The organism is Pseudarthrobacter sp. As-47, assembly GCF_058215595.1.
The window spans coordinates 278,306-296,710 of the sequence record NZ_CM177088.1; the positions used below are offsets into that span (position 1 = coordinate 278,306).

Genomic DNA, 18,405 nt, shown 5'->3' on the forward strand with positions numbered 1-18,405 from the left:
CTACATACCTTCCAATTGGCTGCCCTGCTTGTCCTTGCCTCCAAGGCGCTGGAGGAACAGGGCGAGTGCAAGGCCGATGAGTACGAGAATGACGGCGATGACGCTGGCAGGGCCCATGAGGTTGGCCCGGAAGCCCCGCAGGTACATGTCCAGGGCCAGGATCCGGGTGGAGTTGCCCGGGCCGCCGCCGGTGAGGACGAAGATCAGGTCGAAGTACGTCAGGGACCCCACCACCATCAGGGTGGAGGAGGTGATGATGGTGTACTTCAGCTGGGGGAGGGTGATGTGGAAGAACTGCTTGATGGTTCCCGCCCCGTCGATTTCCGCCGCTTCATAGAGCGACCTGGGAATCTGCCGCACACCGCCCTGGTAGATGAGCGTGTGGAACGGCACGAACTGCCAGGCGATCACAAAGATGACCAGCCCAAGGGCCAGGTGGGGGACACCCAGCCAGTCCTGCGCCAGGAAGGGGAGTCCCAGCCCGGTGGCCAGGCCGAAGTTCGGGTCCAGCAGGGCTTTGAAGGCGATGGCGACCGCTGCCGATGAAAGCAGCAGCGGCAGGAAGTACAGCACGGCCAGGGCAGCCCGGTAGCGCTGGCTTCCCGCGGTGAAGACACCCAAGAGGAGGCTGATGGGCGTCTGGACCAGCCAGGAGGCGATCATGATCAGGAAGGTCAGCCCCAGGGCGTTGTACAGCCCGGGGTCCGCGAGCACGGAGAACCAGTTGCCCAGCCCTGCCGACCCGATGGCACCGATGCCGTCCCAGCTGGCGAAGCTCAGGACGAGGACACCGGCCAGCGGCACCACGGCGAACGCCAGGAAGAAGAACAGTGCGGGCACTGTCAGCCAGGCGAGGGCAGTGTTGCGTTGTCCGCTGTGGCCCGGGTCGCCCTTGGGACGGGCGGCCCGGGCGGCCGGCTTACGGGTGGTGGAGGCGGCGTTACTCATTTGCCCAGGGTTGCATTCATGTTCTCGGCGAACTGCTGCGGGGTGATCGACTTCAGGAACAGCTGGTCGATGTTGTTCAGCAGGGCTTCTGCTGCGGTGGGGCTGAGGGCCTGGTCCCACGACTGCTGGAAGTTGGGGGCGTTCTTGGCCAGGTCGTAGACAAAGTTCAGGAAGTCCTTGTCTTCGGAGGTGTTGAGCTTGTCCTCGATGCCGTTGACGATCGGGACGGAGCCGGAATTGATGTAGGTATCGATGACCGTCTCGGTCAGGATGCCTTCCTTGAAGAACTTCTTCGCCGTCTCCTTTTCCGCGTCGGTGGCCTTGGAGGAGATCGACATGTACTGGGCGGGGTTTCCCACGCCGTTCTTCGGATCGCCCTTGCCGCCGGCAACGGTTGGGAACTGGACAAACCCCAGCTTCCCGTCCTGGACGAAGTTCTGGCCGCCCTTTTTCATGGCGCCGTAGGTCCAGGAGCCGTGCAGCATCATGGCTGCCTTGCCCGTGAACAGCAGGGCCTGGTCCGCATTGGAGTCTGCGGCGATGGAGGAGAAGCCCTTGATGAACCCATCCGCAGAGACGAGTTCCTGGATCTTTGTTCCGGTCTCGATGACGGCGGGATCCATCCAGGAGTTGGGCTTGCCTTCGAAGATGGCGGTGAAGACCTCGGCGCCGCCGATGCGGTCCAGGAGGTATTCCAGCCACATCATGGAGGTCCAGCGGGACTGTCCGCCGAGGGAGAAGGGCGCAACGCCCATGTCGTTGAAGGTCTTGACCAGGGACATGACGTCATCCCAGGTCTTGGGCGGCTGGGCGCCGGCCTTTTCGAACAGTTCCTTGTTGTAGAAGAGGACGATCGGGGCAACGTACTGGTTGGGCAGTGCGTAGATCTTTCCGTCGACCGTGGCTGCACCGAACGAGGCCGGGAAGAACTTGTCCTTCAGGTCCGGGTTCTCGTCGAACCAGCCGGTCAGGTCATCCACCTGGTTGGCCTCGGCGTAGGTCTTCAGGGTGCCGCCGCCCCAGCCGTAGATGATGGTGGGTGCCTGGCCGGCGCCGATGGCTGTCTTGATCTTGGTCTTGTAGGCGTCGTTCTGGAAGTAGGTGACGGCGAGCTTGTCGTCAGGGTTTGCCGCGGTGAAGGCGTCCACGGCCTTCTGCATGGTGGTCTGGTTGGGCTCGCCGGAGAGGTACCACATGCTGGCGCCCCCGCCGCTGCTGGAGGAACCCGGTCCCGATGTCCCGCAGGCAGTGGCCGTCATGGCGGCGAAGGGGGTGAGGGCAGCAAGGGCGAGGAATGAGCGGCGGGAGGTCTGGGATTGCTTCATTGCTTCTCCATCTGAAATTGCTTCGTTGCAAATGTTTGGGGCGTGAGCTCCACCAGCAGTTTCGAAATATTTCGAATGCGTGATTTAGGTCACGGTCTAAACTAAAGGCCTGGAGTGGCAAAGGTCAAGGCCCAATTTATTAGCCTCATGACGGAGGTATCTTCCGGCCCCTTGACCGCGCCAGCACAAATCTGAACAATGAGTCAACGAAACTTTTCGAAAGGTCTCACCAGATGGCAACGAAGATCCCGGAACGGGCCAAGCCGACGCTTGCCTCCGTTGCCCAGCAGGCCGGAGTTTCCGCGCCCACCGTTTCGAAGGTGGTGAACGGCCGCGAGGATGTGTCTCCGGAAACCAGGGCCCGCGTGCTGGCCGTGCTGGAGCAGGCCGGGTACCAGTCCCCGCTGCAGCGCCGTTCCGCAGGGGAGACCGGCACGGTGGTGGAGGTGGTCATCGATGTCCTCGATTCCGCGTACACCATCCAGGTGCTTAACGGCGTGCTGCAGTCCGCGGCAGATGCCGACGTGGAGATCATGGTCAGCGTCACCGGGCCGGCGGGCCAGGGCAGGCGCAGCCCCGAGGGCCGCGCGCAGCGCATGGTGGACGAGGGCAGGGCCGGAATGATTGTGGTGACCTCAGCCTTCAGCGAGACGCAACTGCACCCTTTCCGGCGCCGCCAGATTCCCGTCGTCGTGATTGACCCGCTGAACCCGCCCTCCGCTGACGTGGTCAGCATCGGGGCCACCAACTGGGCGGGCGGCAAGGCGGCCACGGAGCACCTGCTGGAGCTGGGTCACCGCCGCATCGCGTACATCGGCGGTATAGAAAAGGCCGAGTGCAACCAGGCGCGGCTGCACGGCTACATGGCGGCACTCATGGCGCACGGCGTTCCGGTGGACCCGCAGTACATCTATTCCGGCGGCAGGTTCCGGCGGGAGGGCGGCGTTAGGGGCTTGCAGGCGCTGCTCCAGCTGGACAAGCTTCCGACGGCGATCTTCGCCGCCAGCGACACCATCGCCCTGGGCATCCTGGGGGAAGCGGGCCGGCACGGTATCCGGGTTCCCGAGGACCTGAGCCTTATCGGTTTTGACGGAACGAACCAGGGCGAGGAGTCGGTGCCGTCGTTGAGTTCCGTAGCCCAGCCGCTGGAGGAGATGGGGCGGGCAGCGCTCCGGTCTTTGCTCCGCCAGGCGCGGGGGGAAGTCCTGGATTCGCACCGCGTTGAGCTCGCGACCCACCTGATCGTCCGCGATTCCACGGCACCGCCTGCGGCCTGAGGCCGGGAGGCGCCCACGGCAGCCCAGGCTCCGGCCTCGACCAGCAACACCCCGGACCGCGTCCTAGCCCCGGCGCGTGTAGCTGATGTCGGTCGTGCCCAGGGGTGCCGAATGCAGGGTCACGTAGCTGCCCTGTGCCGTGTTCCCGGTGCGCGTGCCGCTGCCGGGCGAGGAAATGTAGCCTGCCTCGGTGGGGCGGAAGTCGGCCAGGTGGCCGGCCAGGGTGACATAGCTGCCGCCCCGGGGTGTCCCGATGACGGCGGACGGGGCTGCTTCGATGGTCACTGGGCGTTCGAGGATCTGGGTCATAGTGTTCTCCTGATGCGTGAGGATTGGGCGGCTGCCATCCGGGTCCCTGCCGTTCCCATGTGCGTCAGTCCTGCAGGTGTCCGCAGGGGGCAATGGGGGTGGGGTTCGATGCAGCGCGGGGAGCCGGCGCGTTGGCGCTCGGGGAACTGTTCACCCGCATACAGCCCGGACAGGGCTTCGATGGCCTGCCATCAACGTTACGGCTTATTTTGAGTGCATCAAAATAAGGTGGCGGAACTCACGGGACAGTCTGCAGGCAACGGCAGGCTGCCCGCAGACCTGGACTCCCTACTTCTTGGTGAGCCGGTACCGCTCGATCTGCCGCAGCCGCCGCATCAGGCTGTCGCGCCGCGGATGCGGGACGGCGTCGGACGCTTCCGCGGTGAGGTCGATGTGTTTGGTGCCGTACTGCCACAGCAGCAGGTCGTCGAGCAGCCGGTCGGGGCCGGGGGAGTAGCGGTGGTCCAGGGCCTTCCGGACTTCGGTAATGCGGTTGGCGCTGAGCAGCCCGGCCAGCTGCATGGTCTGGTTGAGGCCGTGCGCGGCCAAGAGTTCGGCGGCCCAGCCCCAGTCGTCATCCACCTTGCGGTCCACGTGGGGCAGCAGCGTCCGCCAGACGTCCCGGATGCGGTTGGGCGTCAGCGGCGCGGCTCCCTCGCCGTCGGCGTCCCAAAAACTGCGGACTTCCTCATAGCGCTCATGCAGGTCTGCGAAGGCTGTCTCCACCGTCTCCAGCATGGCGGCGGTGGCGGTGAACTGCCGGTCGAAGTGCGGGGTCCAGGCGCGCGGGTCCTCGGCCTTGAACCGGATATCGTGCTCGATCTCGCTCCACGCGTGGGCAAAAATCGTCCGGATCTGGCACTCAAAGAAGTAGCTGCCGTTGGGCACGGCGTCCGGGTTGAAAACCTGCTGGTACTCCTTCACGGCCTCGTTCTGGATGGTCCGCAGGATCAGGTGCCGGCTGGAATATCCGTAGGTGCCGGATTCGATGGAGCCGATGTCCTTTTCCCGGTCCCCGCGGCAGTCGAAGAGCTGGCGCTGGTGCTTGATGATGTTGGCCACCACCGCATTCTCGGCCGGGAGCTTGGTGATCACCCGGATCCCCACCATGTCATTGAGCGTCCGGAACGGGTCCGGGAACTTCAGGACGGGCGGCCCGCCCGGTTCCAGCGGTTCCTCGATCCGTGAAATCTTCTCCTTGAATGACTCCACCGTTTTGGTGCGCCCGGTGACGAAAAGCGGGGTGACCTCAGAGTCCTTCAGCATGTCCCGCAGGGTCAGCAGGACGTCCCGGGTGACCAGTTTCAGGGCAGGGCGGACGCGCTCGTAGATCTCCACGTTCTGCTCCACGGATTCGCGCAGGCTCGCGTCCAGGCTGTCCCAATGACTCGGCATGGTTCCAGCTTACGGCCGGGCACTGACAGAACGGTGGCGCCGGGCGCCCTCAGCGTTCCGCTGCGGCCGTGGATCCGCGCACCACCAGAGAACTCTCCAGCGTGACCCCGGACTGTTCGAGCACCCCGCCTTCCATGAGGCGGCGCAGCTGCTCTCCGGCCTTCAGTCCCAGGGGGGTGGCGGGCAGGTGGACGCTGGTGAGCCCGGGATTGCTCGTGGCCGAATAGGGGAGGTCGTCGAAGCCGGCCACCGCCAGCTCCTCCGGAATACGCACGCCGGCCACGCGGGCCTCCTGCAGCACACCGTAGGCGTGCGTGTCCGTGCCGCAGACGACGGCGGTCACCCCCTTCCGCTGCCACCCCGGCCAGGCGGCGGCGAAGGCTGAAGCCGCCGTGCCGACGTCGATGGTGGTGCTGATTATGCGGTCCGCCCCAACGGTGATGCCGCGGGCGGCCGCCTCCTCCAGGAAGGCTTTCCGGCGGAGCGCAAAGGTTTCCGTGCCCGTGACGCTGTCCACGTACGCCGCCTCGCGGTGCCCCGCGTCTGCCAGGTGCGCCGCCAGTTCCCGCGCACCGCTTGCCACGTCCAGGTTCACCGACGGCGCGTAGGCCTCCAGCCCGGGCGCGTCCAGCAGCACAACGGGCGACGGCGACGCGAGGTCCTCGAGGAAGCCTGCGCTGGGTGCGTCCACCAGGAGCCCTGCCGGGCGCAGGGACATGAGCCGCCGGACGTCGTCGGCCCGGGGGGACTCGCCGGCCTCCGTCACGGACAGCAGCAGCTGGTACCGCGGGCCCAGGGACTCCCGCACCCCGGCGATCACCTTGGCGAAGAAGGGGTTGGAGATGTCCGGCGCCACCAGGATCACGATCGAGCTCACCCCCTTGGCCAGCGAACTGCCGATGCCGTCCACCACGTAGCCAAGCTCGGCGATTGCCTCCCGGACCCTGGAAATGTTGTCCTCGGAGACCCGGCCGGCGGTCTTGCCGTTGGCCACCAGCGAGACGGTGGCCGTGGAGACCCCTGCCTTGGCGGCCACCATCGCCGCCGTGATCCGCCGCGAACGCGCGGGCTGCTGCAGCTGTTCCGCGGATTCCATACCTCGATCGTAGTAGGCAGCAGGCGGGCTGCGGGTTACTGTGCCTGCCGGTCGATGCGGGTCAGGGCGATCTTGGCGCCGGAGGGGTCGGCGACAATGGCAACCCAGTGGCCGGGTGCGCTCTCGACGGGATGGAGGAGCACCTTTCCGCCCAAGCGGACGGCGCTTTCGAGCGCCGCGCCCAGGTCTGCAGGCTCGAAGTAGGGCAGGATGTCGCCGGGCTCAAGAACTTCAATGACGGGCGGGAAGCCGCGCAACAGGTCAGGAAATCCGCCGTCAATGTTGCCGGCGCGGAACCTGCTGTGGACTCCGGTGGTGGTCTCGAAGCCAAGGACACCCTCATAGAACGCTGCGGAGCGGGACGGGTCGAGCGACGCAATGTCCAGGAAGCCAAGTGGAAGCATGGCAGTGAGCCTACAAAGCCACGCATGGCGTGGCAATCACGCCCCGCGGAGGGGGCCGCCGGACAGCAAAATGGGCGCTCTCCGGCACCCCGAAAAATGGGGGTCATACAGGCCTTCCGGACCGGGGGCTCTGGTGGGACGATGCCCGTATGAGCGATACCAGCCATGCAACCGCGCGGGACCTTGGCCCCCGCCAGCACGCCCACGTTGCGCCGACCACCCAGGAGATCCGGACCATTGGGCAGCGCCGGCGGGAGGCAGAGGAGAAGCTTGAACAGCACCTCCAGGAGGCCCGCCAGAGGTACGAACAGCACGAAGCCCAGGCACACCCGGCCGCCGGGCAGCCCGGCAAGGAGAAGCGCCACTAACCCGGCCCCGTCCACGAGCAACACCATCCAGCTCCCCTCCGCGCAGGCGCTGGCATCAAGCGCTTGACCTGCGTTTACGTCAAGCGTTTGACGTGTGCCCCACAACACTGCCATGATCTCTCCTGAACGCTTCAGCTCCCCGCGCAACAAGTGATACACCTGGCGCGGGCCCCAACGACGTGGAGATCATCGTGGAACCCACTGCCCCTTCCCTTGACCGGCAATCTTCCGGCCGCAAAAAGATCATTCTTGACTGCGACCCCGGGCATGACGACGCTGTGGCGTTGCTGCTCGCCCACGGCAACCCGGACATCGACCTGCTGGCCGTCACAACGGTGGTGGGAAACCAGACCCTGGAAAAGGTCACCCGCAACGCCCTGGCCGTCGGCACCATCGCCGGCATCACCGGTGTCCCCTTCGCCGCCGGCTGCGGACGCCCCCTGGTGAGGAGCATCGAAACCGCCCCGGACATCCATGGGGACAGCGGCATGGACGGCCCGGAACTTCCGCCGTCGGACATTGACCTGGACCCCCGCCATGCGGTGGACCTCATCATCGATACCGTCATGGCGCACGAGCCCGGCACCGTCACCCTGGTGCCCACCGCCGGCCTGACCAACATCGCCCTCGCCGCCCGCAAGGAACCGCGCATCGTGGAGCGCGTGAAGGAAGTTGTCCTCATGGGCGGCGGCTACCACGTGGGCAACTGGAGTGCCGTAGCCGAGTTCAACATCATCATCGACCCCGAGGCCGCGCACATCGTCTTCAACGAAAAGTGGCCGGTGGTGATGGTGGGCCTGGACCTGACCCACCAGGCACTCGCCACCCCGGACGTCGTGGAAAAGATCGCCGCGATCGGCACCAGGCCGGCGAAGTTCGTCACCGAACTCATGGATTTCTTCGCCCACACCTACAAGGACGCCCAGGGCTTCGACCACCCGCCGGTGCACGACCCCTGCGCCGTGGCCTACGTGATCGACCCCAGCATCGTCACCACCCGCAAGGTGCCGGTGGACATTGAGCTGCAGGGCAAGCTGACGCTCGGCATGACGGTGGCGGACTTCCGCGCCCCCGCGCCGGCGGACTGCCACACCAGCGTCGCCGTGGACCTGGACCACCAAAAGTTCTGGAACCTGGTCACCGACGCGCTGGAACGCATCGGTGATCCGCTCACCGGTGACGCCCGCACCACACAGAACGCGGCCGACGTCGTACGTGGCCAAAGTGCCTCCCTCACCGCCGGAGGGGTCAAGTAAATGACCGCCACCGTCCTCGAAACCCGGACCGCCAAGGGCAACGTCACCGCCCTGATGGCCGCCCTGCTGGCAGCCTGCGTGGCCTTCCAGCTCAACGCCTCCATGCTCAGTCCCGCCCTGGTGACCATGGGCGAGGAGCTCAACACGGACCAGGCCGTCATCGGCCTCTCCCAGACGTGGTTCTTCACCGCGGCCGCCCTGTTCTCCCTGTTCCTGCCCCGCCTGAGCGACATCGTGGGCCGCAAGAAGATCCTTGTGGGCATGATGCTCCTGATGGCCGTGGGGTCCGTCATCGCAGCCCTCGCCCCGGACGTTACCTGGCTCTTCGTGGGCCGCATCATCCAGGGCGTCAGCGGCCCCACGGTTCCGCTCTGCCTCATCATGCTGCGCTCCGCGGTCAGCAACCCGCGGAAATACGGCACCCTCATGGGCCTGATTACGGCCGTCAACGGCGGCGTGGCCGGTGTGGACTCCTTTGTGGGCGGCTACTTTGCCGAGCACTTCGGCTTCCGCAGCATCTTCTGGCTCATGGTGGTGCTGGCCCTGGCTGCCACCGCGCTGATCGCGTTCCTGGCCGGTGAAAGCAAGCCGGCCGCCGGCACCCGGATGGACTGGCTGGGCGTGTTCTTCATCGTGGTCGCCGTGGGCGCGCTGCTCACCGCCCTGAACGAAGGCGCCAAGCTGGTGGGCGCCTTCTCCTCCGGCACCCTGATGCTGAGCCTGGCGCTGGTGCTGGTGTCCGCCGCCGCGTTCCACCTGTTCTGGCGGACCGAAAAGCGGACCAGCCAGCCAATGGTGGAAATCGTGCACCTGCGCCAGCGTTCCACCTGGGCGCCGCTGCTCACCACCACGCTGACCATGACCGGCATCTTCGCCGTCATCAACGGCATAGTGCCCGCCTACGTCCAGGCCGCCGACCCCGGTTTCGGCATCGGACCCACCGAGATGTCGCTCATCATTCTCACTCCCTATGCACTGCTCGGCTGGGCGGTGGGACCCCTCAGCGGCAGGCTCGCCCCCGGGATCGGGTACACCAGGGTGCTCCGCATCGGCCTCCTGGGCAGCATCGCGGCGCTGGCCATCATCGCGTTCTTCGGCCTGAACAGCCTGCCGCTGATGATCGCCGGCACGGTGTTGCTGGGCATCATGTACGCCGGTACGGTCAACATCATGCTCAACGGACTCGGTGTTGTCCTTTCACCCGCCGGCAACCCGGGCTTCCTGCCGGGCATGAACGCGGGCGCCTTCAACCTGGGCGCAGGCCTCAGCTTCCTGGTGCTGCCCGCCGTCCTGGTGGCGACGGCGGCCCTCGGCGATGCGAAGGCGTCCTACCTGACCGTCGTGGTGGTCGGCCTCGCGCTCACCATCGCAGCGTTCGCCGCCTCGCTCCTGATCCCCAAGCCGGTTGAAGCCGAGGTGGCGGAGTGAACGCCGCCGTCGAAAAGGCAGGCCGGATCGTCGTCGTCGGCTCCCTGAATGCCGACCTCACCATCTACTGCGAACGCCTTCCGCTCCCCGGCGAGACGGTGCACGGCAACGGATTCGCTGTGAACCCGGGCGGGAAGAGCGCCAACCAGGCGGTTGCCGCGAGCCGGCTGGGCGGGAGCGTCAGCCTCGTGGGCGCGGTGGGGGAGGACCCGAACGGCGCCATGCTGCTGTCCTCCGCCGCTCGCGCCGGGGTGGACGTCGGGCACGTCCGCGCAGCGTCCGAGCCCACGGGCGTGGCGGTCATCGCGGTGGATGCCGGCGGCGAGAACAACATCATCATCTCGGCCGGCGCCAACGGCACCCTGTCCCCGGCGGACGTGGCGGAGGCCTCGGACGTCCTGGAGCAGGCCGCCGTCGTCTGCCTTTGCCTGGAGGTGGGCATGGAGACGGTGCTCGCTGCTGCACAGGCAGGGCACGACGCCGGCGCAACAGTCCTGCTCAATCTCTCGCCGTACGGCGAGGTACCGGAGGAGCTGACAGCCCTCACCGAGGTCCTGCTGGTCAACGCGCATGAGGCCGCGCTGTTCCTGGGCGACGGTGCCGTGGCCCCGGGGCACGGTGCTGCTGATTCCGAGTGGGACAGGGTGCGCCTGCGGTTTGCGGAGCGGGGGATACGGCAGGTGCTGGTGACCCTCGGTTCGCAGGGCTCGGTGGTGCTGGACTCGGTTGCTCCCGAGGGTTCCCGGGTGGTCCGGATTGCGCCCACGACGGTCAAGGCCGTGGATACCACCGGGGCGGGTGACGCCTTCACCGGTGCCGTTGCCGTAAGGCTGGCCGCCGGGGACGCGCTCGCCGGAGCGGCTGCCTACGCGTCCGTGGCAGCCGCCCTGGCCACCACCCGGAAGGGAACGCAGGCTGCGTACCCGGAGGCGGCGGATGTCGCCCGTCTGCTGAGGGTTTAGGGACATACGCCAGGCGCCGCCGTCGTGCGCGACGCCAGGAAACACGAAGAGGGTGGGGGAGGTCGCTGCGGCCTCCCCCACCCTCTCCCGCTGTGCAGCCAATCTTCTACTGAGACGGCCGGTGCGACACTGGGACGGGCATCAGTGCGGAATTAGGCCGATGGGGTGCTTGTCGGCAGGTATGGGCGGTAAGCGGGAAGGTTTCCGCCGAGTACTGGTGTGTCCAGCTTTGTGCTCTCGGATCCTACAGAGATGGTGACCGGCACTCTCGACCCGGGGATCTCGCTGACGGAGGAAAAGAAGTGTGGGTTGGTGTCGAGTCCGAAATCGGATTGGCCCTCCACTCGGATAGTGACGCTGTCATCCTCGTCAGAAAAGGTGACTTCTACCGGTCCATCAGAGCTGTTGAACAGTGTCCCCAGGAGCCGGCCGGTTTCGTTTTTCTCGAAGGCAACAAGCAGCAGGCTCCGTACCTCGATGTCCCCCAGATCAGTGTCGGCCCCGTTTGCGATGGCATACCAGTCCTCCTCCGGCGCCGCAGTACATCCGGGCAGGCTCAGGAGGGCCAGGGCTGCGAGAAACGCCGTGAGGACGTGTCTCTGAGATCGAGGGCCTGTTCTCATGTCTTGTCCTGACTGGTCTTTCAAGCGCGGCTGGGTCTGTTGAGGTACTGCCTGCTGCTTTACGGGTCCTTCAGATTTGCACCATATCCGGTTGCGGGCAAGGCGAATTCGTCAGCCTGCTTGCGTCCCTCGGTACACGGGGGCAAAGGCCGGGTTTTCGTTTGCGCGACCGCATACAGTAGCCGTCCTTGCCGCTGGAGTCGACAAAAAAGCCACAATGGATATTCCAACGAGTCGTGCTCGTACGGGTGGCGCCACAACACGAGGAGCTGATCCGCGTGTTTGAAGGGATCCGTGCAGTGGAGGGTAACAATAGGGTCAAAACAGTCGCGCCGCCGGTTGCGTATCGGCTACAGGCGTTGTTTTGGGTTGTGCGTCCCGCCTGCCATCAGCGCAGCCGTCCCATCAGCGTGAGCGCACCCTTGACCAACCTGGTGTACCGCTGGTTGGTCATGCCGGGCGGAGGCCCCACGGGAACCAGCCGCTGCTGGGCCACTGTTTGGGCTTCCGTGTACTTGAGGATGCCTTCCTTCCCGTGGCGCCGCCCCACGCCGGAATCCTTCATGCCGCCCATGGGGGCGTCGTGGGACGCCCACGCAGCGGAGTAGCCGTCGTTAATGTTGACCGTCCCGGCAAGCAGGCGTCGCCCCGCGTCCCGGCCGTGCCGCGCGGACCAGACGCTGGCGTTGAGTCCATAGTGGGAGTCGTTGGCCAGGGCCACAGCTTCGTCGTTGTCCTCCACCTGGTAGACCGCCACCACGGGCCCGAACGTCTCCTCCCGCGCAACCACCATCTCCCCGGTGACGCCGGTGAGGATGGTGGGCTCGTAGAAGTACGGGCCGAGGTCCGGCCGGGGCCGCCCGCCGGTGATCACGCGGGCGCCCTTCGCCCGGGCGTCCTCCACATGCGTGCTGACCCGGTCCAGCTGCCGTTGGCCCGTGAGCGAGCCCATGTCGATGTCCCAGCCCGGCCCGGACCCCAAACGGATCGCTTCCACATGGGCAGTGAAAGTTGCCAGGAAGTCCTCGAAGACGGCGCGGTGGACGTAGATGCGTTCCATGCTGATGCACAGCTGGCCGGAGTTGGAGAAGCAGCCCTGCGCGGCACCCCTGGCCGCCTTGTCGAGGTCCGCGTCGGCGAGGACCAGCGTGGCGTTCTTTCCGCCCAGCTCACCCGAGAAGCCGATCAGCCGTTCGGCGCACAGCTGTGCCACGATCCTCCCGGTCTCGGAGGAGCCCGTGAACATGAGGAAGTCCACGCCGCTGATCAGCGCAGGGCCCAGCGTCGGCCCGTCCCCGGTCACGATCTGGAACAGGTCCCGCGGAAGCCCGGCCTCCCGCAGCAGTTCCAGGGCAAGCAGTGCCGTGAAAGGGGTCTGGGAATCAGGCTTGAGGACGCAGGCGTTGCCGGCCAGCAGGGCGGGGATGGCATCCGAGACGGCGAGGGTCAGCGGGTAGTTCCACGGGCTGATGATGCCCACCACGCCTTTGGGGATCCGGTACTCCGCCGTCCGGGTCAGGCCCGGAGCCGCCCCGGTGCGGCGGGCCGGGCGGAGGAAGCGTCCGGCCGTGCGCCGGTAATAGGCGGCGGTCAGGGCGGCGTCCGCGAGCTCCTCGAAGGCATTGAGCCGCGACTTGCCGCTCTCCGCCTGGACCAGGTCCAGGATCTCCGCCTCCCGCTGGAGCAGCAGCGCATGGAACCGCCCGACGACGGCGCGGCGCTCGCGGAGGGGAACGGCGGCCCACTCCCGCTGGGCTGCCCGGGCACTTTCGACGGCGGCCGCCACGTCATCCGGCGTGCAGACGGGGACTGCGCCCACCAGGCTGCCGTCCAGCGGGGAATGTGAAACCTGCGCGGGCCGGCCCGGTCCGCAGGTCACCAGGTCCGGCAGGTGGAAAAGGTCGCCAGGCGCTCCAAGCTTGTGGCCGGTTCCTGCCGGCGTGGTCCCCGGCTCGGTGGTGCTGGTCATTGTGGTCCCCTTTGGCGGCAATGTAATTTCCGAGCCTAGCCGCAGAAGGGCCTGTGGATCCGGCGGCACCCGTGAATTCAGGCGCCGGGAGGCCGGTACTTGATCTCACCTGCTTTCTGCAGGGCTTCCATGGTGTCCTCCACGCTCATCAGCACCGTGGTTTCAAACGTGCTCAGCGCACCGCCTCCGCTGATGGCGAGGGCCACCGCTGCCATGGAGACGTTGTCCGGGGCTTCCCACAGGTTGTAGCCGTCATGGCTGCCGAAGGCATACCAGAATCCGTGCAGCTTTCCGCCCACCGATTCGATGTACGCCTGCGCGGCTTTCCGCCGGTCTTCGGGGTTGTTGATCAGCCGGCCCCAGGTCTCCGGTGTGTAGCTGAACCTTGACAAATACAGAGGCATTTTTCCTGTCCTTCCGTGTCCTGCCCGGGTGATCCACCCAGAATGGCAGCGCGCGGACCGAACGGCAACGGCCATGGAATTTGCTGCACGGTACGCTCGGCACATGGTGCAGCGGCATAGGCATTACTACGGTGAAGACCCAAGCCAGTGGGGCGAGCTCTTCCTCCCTGAGGTGCCCGACGGCGGTACCCACCGGGGTGTGGCGGTGGTGATCCACGGGGGCTACTGGCGGTCAAAGTACGGGGCGGAGCTGGGGGAACCGCTGGCTGGGGATCTCGCCGCGCACGGAATGGCGGCCTGGAACCTGGAGTACCGCCGGGCAGGGAATGGCGGCGGCTGGCCCCAAACGTTCCGGGACATCCTGGCGGGCATCGACAAATTGCAGGAGTTGGCCGGTCCCCATGCCCTGGACCTGGCCAAGGTGGTGGCGCTGGGCCACTCCGCCGGCGGACACCTCGCGGTGTGGGCGGCGGGCCGCGACCGGCTGCCCCACTTGGGGCTGGAAGCCGAGCACCGCGAGGTGAACGTGAACGACGGCGGCGTCCGCCTCACCGGGGTGGTGAGCCAGTCCGGCGTCCTGGACCTGGCGGAAGCGGAAAAGCTGAACCTCAGCGATGATGCCGTGGCCAATTTCCTTGGCGGGCCGTCGTCGAAATTCCCCGGCCGGTACCGGTACGCAGACCCCATGGCCGCGCTCCCGCTGGATGTTCCCGTCTTCGCCGTCCACGCCACGGAGGACGAGGACGTGCCGTTGGCCATGTCAACCTCCTACGTGGAGGCGGGCAAGTCCGGACCAGTGCCTGCGCGGCTGGTCACGGTGCCCGGGGACCACTATGCGCTGATCGAGCCAGGGTCCCAGGCCTACAGAAAGTGCCGCGGACTTGTGCAGGAGCTGCTGCGGTGAGGCGCTCAGCGTGCCGAGCCCGCAGTTGTCCTGAAGTACAGTGACGGCCATGGACATTCCCTGGTCGCAAGGTGCCTGGACCCACCCGCCCGTTTCCGCCGTCGAGCACGGCACGGATCTGCTGGTTACCGCCAAGGAAGGCAGCGACGCCTGGCGAACCACCTCGTACGGCTTTATCCACGACAGTGAGCACGCCCTCCTGGCACCTTTTCCGCCGGATTCCGCGGTGGAAGTGGAATTTACCGCTGACTTTTCCGAGCAGTTCGACCAGGCCGGGATCTTCGTGCGCATTTCTGCCGGGCAGTGGGTCAAGGCCGGCGTCGAGTTTGCCGACGGCTCCTGCCAGCTCGGGGCGGTGGTCACCGACGGCGTGTCCGACTGGTCCCTGGCTCCCGTTCCGGCCTGGCGCGGAAGCCGGGTGCTCGTCCGGATCAGCCGTACCGGTGACGCGCTCACCATCCGGGCACAGGCAGCCGGCGGACCCCTGCAGCTGGTCCGGCTGGTCCCGCTCGATCCCGCCGCGGATGCCCACGCAGGGCCTTTCGTGTGTGCCCCCACCAGGGCGGGGCTGACCGTGCCCTTCCATGCCTGGAGGACCACGGAACCCGACGCCGCCCTGCACTGACCGCGCCCGCCGGCCCGGACGTCGTCACGGACCGCCGTTGGCTGCCCTCTTTCTGGCAGAGTATGACCATGCTCACTGTTATTGGCGAAGGCCTTGTTGACGTTGTCCAGCGCGCCTCGGGAATTGAAGCCCACGTGGGCGGCAGCCCGCTGAACGTGGCGGTGGGCCTGGCCCGCCTTGACCACCCGGTGCAGTTCATCGGCCGGTACGGCCGCGACGCCTACGGCGATTCCGTCGCGGCGCACCTGCGCGCCAGCTCCGTCATGGTTCCAATGGGCCCCGATGACCTGCCCACCAGCGTGGCCACCGCCCTGATTGACGACGACGGCGCCGCCACCTACACGTTCGACCTCACCTGGGAGCTTCCCGGCATCGTCGACCGGCTTGCCTTCATGCTGCAGGGCACCACCCTGCTGCACACCGGCTCCATCGCGACCATGCTGGCGCCCGGCGCAACCGATGTGCTGGCCGCCGTCGAATACGCCCACCCGCACGCCACCATCAGCTTCGACCCCAACTGCCGGCCAAGCATCATCACCGACGTGGACTACGCGCGCCGGCATACGGAAAAGTTCGTGACCCTGGCGGACGTGGTCAAGGCCTCCGATGAGGACCTCGCCTGGCTGTACCCGGACATGGACGTGCTGGATGCCGCACGGCGCTGGTTGTCGCTGGGCGGATCCGAGGGCCCCGCGATGGTGGTGGTCACCCGCGGCGCCGAAGGACCGTGGGGAGTGTGCCATGCCGGTGAAGCCAAGGTGCCGGCACCCCGGGTTGAGGTGGCGGACACCGTGGGGGCGGGCGATTCGTTCATGGCGGCACTGCTCTCCGGCCTGGTGGACCGCGGCCTGGACGGTGCGCAGAACCGGAAGGACCTGCGCGAACTGCCGGCCGAGGGGCTGGCTGAACTGCTGGCACATGCTGCCCGGGCCGCAGCGGTGACGGTTTCCCGGCCCGGGGCCAACCCGCCCACGCGGGCTGAACTGGATGCGATTCTCTAGGGAGTGATCAGTCCGGTCGCCGCCCGTGACCCGGAAGTTGCACGGACGTACACTCGTGATGACAGCGAGCCGTGCAGCGACTCAAACAACCCCAGGAGGACTGTATGGGCAATGTAACAACGAGTCCCGAGGCGGCGGCCGCCGCGCAGACCCTGTTCCGGGTCGCTCTGGGAGGAGTGCTTGTCGCTCACGGAACCCAGAAACTATTCGGCTGGTTTGGCGGGGGAGGCGTTGAAGGCACCAGCAAGGGCATGCACGCCATGGGATTCCGACCCGCGAAACCCAGCGCCGTCCTGGCTGGTGTAGGTGAAGCCGGAGCTGGGTTTGCCCTGGCGCTGGGGCTGGGCACCCCAGCTGCCGGCGCAGCTGCGGCAACCACGATGGGCGTCGCGGCCAGTGTCCACGCACCGAACGGTTTTTTCGCCACCGAGGGCGGTCTGGAGTACCCAGCCGTGCTGGGCCTGGCAGCAGCAGCGTTCACGATCGGCGGCTCCGGGCCCTATTCCCTGGATGCCCTCACCGGTCATGTCCTGGACCGGCCGTGGATGCGGATCACTGCCTTGGCTGTGATCCCCACAGCCATCGCCATCCAGATTTCCCGCCGGCGCAAGGCCTTGGCTGGCGACGCTGCGGCTCCGGCGGCGGGTGCCGCCCCGGAGGAAGGCTGAACCTGGCCGCCGCCGGAAGTGGTTCCCGCGGCGGGCGGGTTTTCCTAAACGTTTATTGGGCTCCTGCTACTCCTTCCCCAGCCCGGCAGCCGGGGTCTTCCCGCCCGTTACCTCATTGAGGGCGGTGAGGTTGAAGATACCGTTGATGTCGGCCTGCTTGGTGGTGCCGGCGGTTACGCCGTCCGCCAGGAGTTTCTGGTAAGTCCCTGCCAGCGGGTCCACGGTGAACACGATGTTCTTCAGGGAGCGGTCAATGACGTCGGCCTTGAGTTCGGCACCGGCGGCTTCCTTGAGGGCTGCATTGATGACAGTGGCCTTGTTGCCGGTAGAGGCGTTGTTCAGCCACTCAACCGACTTCACATGGCCTTTCAGGAGTGCCTTGACGGTGTCCGGGTGGTCGGCGGCGAACTTCTGGTTGACGACCAGGATGGTAGTGGGGAACTCGCCCGGCTTGCCGGACAGCGAGCCGTCCCACAGGTCCTTTTCGTCCACCAGGACCTTGGCTCCGGCAGTGAGCACCAGGCGTGAGGCCCACGGCTCAGGCAGCCACGCGCCGTCGAGCTTTCCGTCCTGGAAGAGCTTCAGGGTCTGGGCGTTCTCGGTGGGGTTGATGGCCACGTCGCCGCTGCCGTCAACGTTGGTCTTGTAGCCCTGCGACGCGAGCCAGGCGCGGAGGGCCACGTCCTGCGTACCGCCGAGCTGCGGGGAGGCAAGGGTTTTGCCCCTCAGGTCCGCGGCGGAGCTGATCTCCGGCCGAACCACCAGCTGGGCGCCGCCGGCTGCAGCGCCGGCGATGATGTTTACCGATTCGCCGCCGCTCTTCACGAACGAGTTGATGGCGGGATTCGGGCCGATGTACGTGGCATCGATGGCACCGGCGTTCAGCGCCTCGATCGCGGCCGGGCCGGCGTTGAACACCTGGGTGCTGAGCCTGGTATCGCCGAGCTCCTCCGCGATGTAGCCCTGGCTTACCCCCACCAGGGCGGGGGCGTGGGTGACGTTGCCGAAGTATCCAAGCTTGAGTTCCGCGGCGGGGTTGCCGGCGGGGGCGGTCTCCCGCACTGCCGCGGGGGTCCCGCCGTTCACGGCGGAGGCGACGGCGGCGCCCCCGCCAATGAGGGCAAGGATGCCGACGGCGATGCCCACCTTCAGCCCGAGCGGCCGCTTGGGCGCGGCGGACTGGCCGGCAACGATGCGGGTGGAGCCTGGCTGGTCCTGCGGATTCTTGGGGCTTTGGCGCGAGGGATCTGACACTGGAATTCCTTTGCTGGGGCGGATGCTGAGTTGAGATTACGGAGCGACCGGCAGCGCCACAATCGTTCCCGTAGCGGGCGTTCACGGGAGGTCGCGGGGGCTCAACAAGGCGTAGCACAGCGACAAGAAACGTCGCGGGACGTCTTTTTCCGGGGCACCGGAAGGAGTGTTCCCGCGGCAATGAATCCC

At 66.8% G+C, this 18,405-nt stretch carries 19 protein-coding genes; 9 read left to right on the forward strand and 10 right to left on the reverse strand.

The features are described from left to right. Together AC4BCK_RS01320 and AC4BCK_RS01325 are read right to left on the reverse strand one after the other, a co-directional pair. On the reverse strand, positions 1-948 hold the full coding sequence (locus AC4BCK_RS01320; RefSeq protein ID WP_174179784.1) for a carbohydrate ABC transporter permease: 948 nt from the start codon (positions 946-948) through the stop codon (positions 1-3). Next, positions 945-2,273, reverse strand: a complete 1,329-nt coding sequence (locus tag AC4BCK_RS01325; protein ID WP_251420677.1) for an extracellular solute-binding protein — start codon at positions 2,271-2,273, stop codon at positions 945-947. Before AC4BCK_RS01325 ends, AC4BCK_RS01320 begins: the two co-directional genes overlap by 4 nt. Positions 2,274-2,506: 233 nt before the next feature. Between AC4BCK_RS01325 and AC4BCK_RS01330 the strand changes: the two genes are divergently transcribed. Further along, entirely contained in the window at positions 2,507-3,550 is a 1,044-nt protein-coding gene (locus AC4BCK_RS01330) for a LacI family DNA-binding transcriptional regulator (RefSeq protein ID WP_310109971.1), read from the forward strand. Positions 3,551-3,613: 63 nt separating this feature from the next. Here the strand turns inward: AC4BCK_RS01330 and AC4BCK_RS01335 are convergent, their stop codons facing one another. The 4 genes from AC4BCK_RS01335 to AC4BCK_RS01350 all read right to left on the reverse strand — a co-directional run bounded on the left by AC4BCK_RS01335 (position 3,614) and on the right by AC4BCK_RS01350 (position 6,754). Continuing rightward, a complete protein-coding gene (locus AC4BCK_RS01335) occupies positions 3,614-3,859 on the reverse strand; it encodes a hypothetical protein (RefSeq protein ID WP_251420681.1) in 246 nt (81 codons plus the stop codon). Between the two features lie 288 nt (positions 3,860-4,147). Further along, on the reverse strand, positions 4,148-5,254 hold the full coding sequence (locus AC4BCK_RS01340; RefSeq protein WP_174179769.1) for a GTP pyrophosphokinase: 1,107 nt from the start codon (positions 5,252-5,254) through the stop codon (positions 4,148-4,150). A 49-nt stretch (positions 5,255-5,303) separates the two neighbouring features. After that, positions 5,304-6,350, reverse strand: a complete 1,047-nt coding sequence (locus tag AC4BCK_RS01345; RefSeq protein ID WP_377084932.1) for a LacI family DNA-binding transcriptional regulator — start codon at positions 6,348-6,350, stop codon at positions 5,304-5,306. A 35-nt stretch (positions 6,351-6,385) separates the two neighbouring features. Next, positions 6,386-6,754 (reverse strand): VOC family protein, encoded by a 369-nt coding sequence (locus AC4BCK_RS01350; protein ID WP_174179765.1) that lies wholly within the window; start codon positions 6,752-6,754, stop codon positions 6,386-6,388. A 149-nt stretch (positions 6,755-6,903) separates the two neighbouring features. On the opposite strand from AC4BCK_RS01350, the gene AC4BCK_RS01355 reads away from it, so the two are divergent. From AC4BCK_RS01355 to AC4BCK_RS01370, 4 genes are all read left to right on the forward strand, one after another. Then, the gene (locus AC4BCK_RS01355) at positions 6,904-7,122 is read left to right on the forward strand and encodes a hypothetical protein (RefSeq protein ID WP_251420685.1); all 219 of its coding nucleotides are present in this window, start codon (positions 6,904-6,906) and stop codon (positions 7,120-7,122) included. Between the two features lie 191 nt (positions 7,123-7,313). Continuing rightward, complete coding sequence (gene uriH, locus AC4BCK_RS01360) at positions 7,314-8,378, forward strand: uridine-preferring nucleoside hydrolase UriH (RefSeq protein ID WP_366285325.1); 1,065 nt, start codon at positions 7,314-7,316, stop codon at positions 8,376-8,378. Beyond that, a complete protein-coding gene (gene uriT / locus AC4BCK_RS01365) occupies positions 8,379-9,806 on the forward strand; it encodes a uridine transporter UriT (RefSeq protein ID WP_490566484.1) in 1,428 nt (475 codons plus the stop codon). Then, a complete protein-coding gene (locus AC4BCK_RS01370; protein ID WP_490566485.1) occupies positions 9,803-10,768 on the forward strand; it encodes a ribokinase in 966 nt (321 codons plus the stop codon). Before uriT ends, AC4BCK_RS01370 begins: the two co-directional genes overlap by 4 nt. A 152-nt stretch (positions 10,769-10,920) precedes the next feature. On the opposite strand, the gene AC4BCK_RS01375 is transcribed toward AC4BCK_RS01370, so the two are convergent. The 3 genes from AC4BCK_RS01375 to AC4BCK_RS01385 all read right to left on the reverse strand — a co-directional run bounded on the left by AC4BCK_RS01375 (position 10,921) and on the right by AC4BCK_RS01385 (position 13,764). Next, positions 10,921-11,391 carry a hypothetical protein gene (locus tag AC4BCK_RS01375; protein WP_251420693.1) on the reverse strand — a complete coding sequence of 157 codons (471 nt, stop codon included), beginning with the start codon at positions 11,389-11,391 and terminating at the stop codon, positions 10,921-10,923. 388 nt (positions 11,392-11,779) lie between these two features. Further along, entirely contained in the window at positions 11,780-13,360 is a 1,581-nt protein-coding gene (locus AC4BCK_RS01380) for a succinic semialdehyde dehydrogenase (RefSeq protein WP_490566486.1), read from the reverse strand. 77 nt (positions 13,361-13,437) lie between these two features. Beyond that, positions 13,438-13,764: a GYD domain-containing protein gene (locus tag AC4BCK_RS01385; protein ID WP_174179750.1), complete on the reverse strand. Its 327-nt coding sequence runs from the start codon at positions 13,762-13,764 to the stop codon at positions 13,438-13,440. A gap of 103 nt (positions 13,765-13,867) precedes the next feature. Here AC4BCK_RS01385 and AC4BCK_RS01390 point away from each other — a divergent pair, with 103 nt between their 5' ends. From AC4BCK_RS01390 to AC4BCK_RS01405, 4 genes are all read left to right on the forward strand, one after another. Continuing rightward, positions 13,868-14,668, forward strand: coding sequence for an alpha/beta hydrolase (locus tag AC4BCK_RS01390; protein ID WP_490566487.1), 801 nt, complete (start codon positions 13,868-13,870; stop codon positions 14,666-14,668). Positions 14,669-14,717: 49 nt separating this feature from the next. After that, positions 14,718-15,293, forward strand: a complete 576-nt coding sequence (locus AC4BCK_RS01395) for a DUF1349 domain-containing protein (protein WP_490566488.1) — start codon at positions 14,718-14,720, stop codon at positions 15,291-15,293. Positions 15,294-15,361: 68 nt separating this feature from the next. Then, positions 15,362-16,294, forward strand: a complete 933-nt coding sequence (locus AC4BCK_RS01400) for a carbohydrate kinase family protein (protein ID WP_490566489.1) — start codon at positions 15,362-15,364, stop codon at positions 16,292-16,294. A gap of 104 nt (positions 16,295-16,398) precedes the next feature. Next, positions 16,399-16,962 carry a DoxX family protein gene (locus tag AC4BCK_RS01405; protein ID WP_174179735.1) on the forward strand — a complete coding sequence of 188 codons (564 nt, stop codon included), beginning with the start codon at positions 16,399-16,401 and terminating at the stop codon, positions 16,960-16,962. A gap of 66 nt (positions 16,963-17,028) precedes the next feature. Here the strand turns inward: AC4BCK_RS01405 and AC4BCK_RS01410 are convergent, their stop codons facing one another. Beyond that, positions 17,029-18,216, reverse strand: a complete 1,188-nt coding sequence (locus AC4BCK_RS01410) for an ABC transporter substrate-binding protein (protein ID WP_490566490.1) — start codon at positions 18,214-18,216, stop codon at positions 17,029-17,031. Positions 18,217-18,405 lie beyond the last annotated feature (189 nt).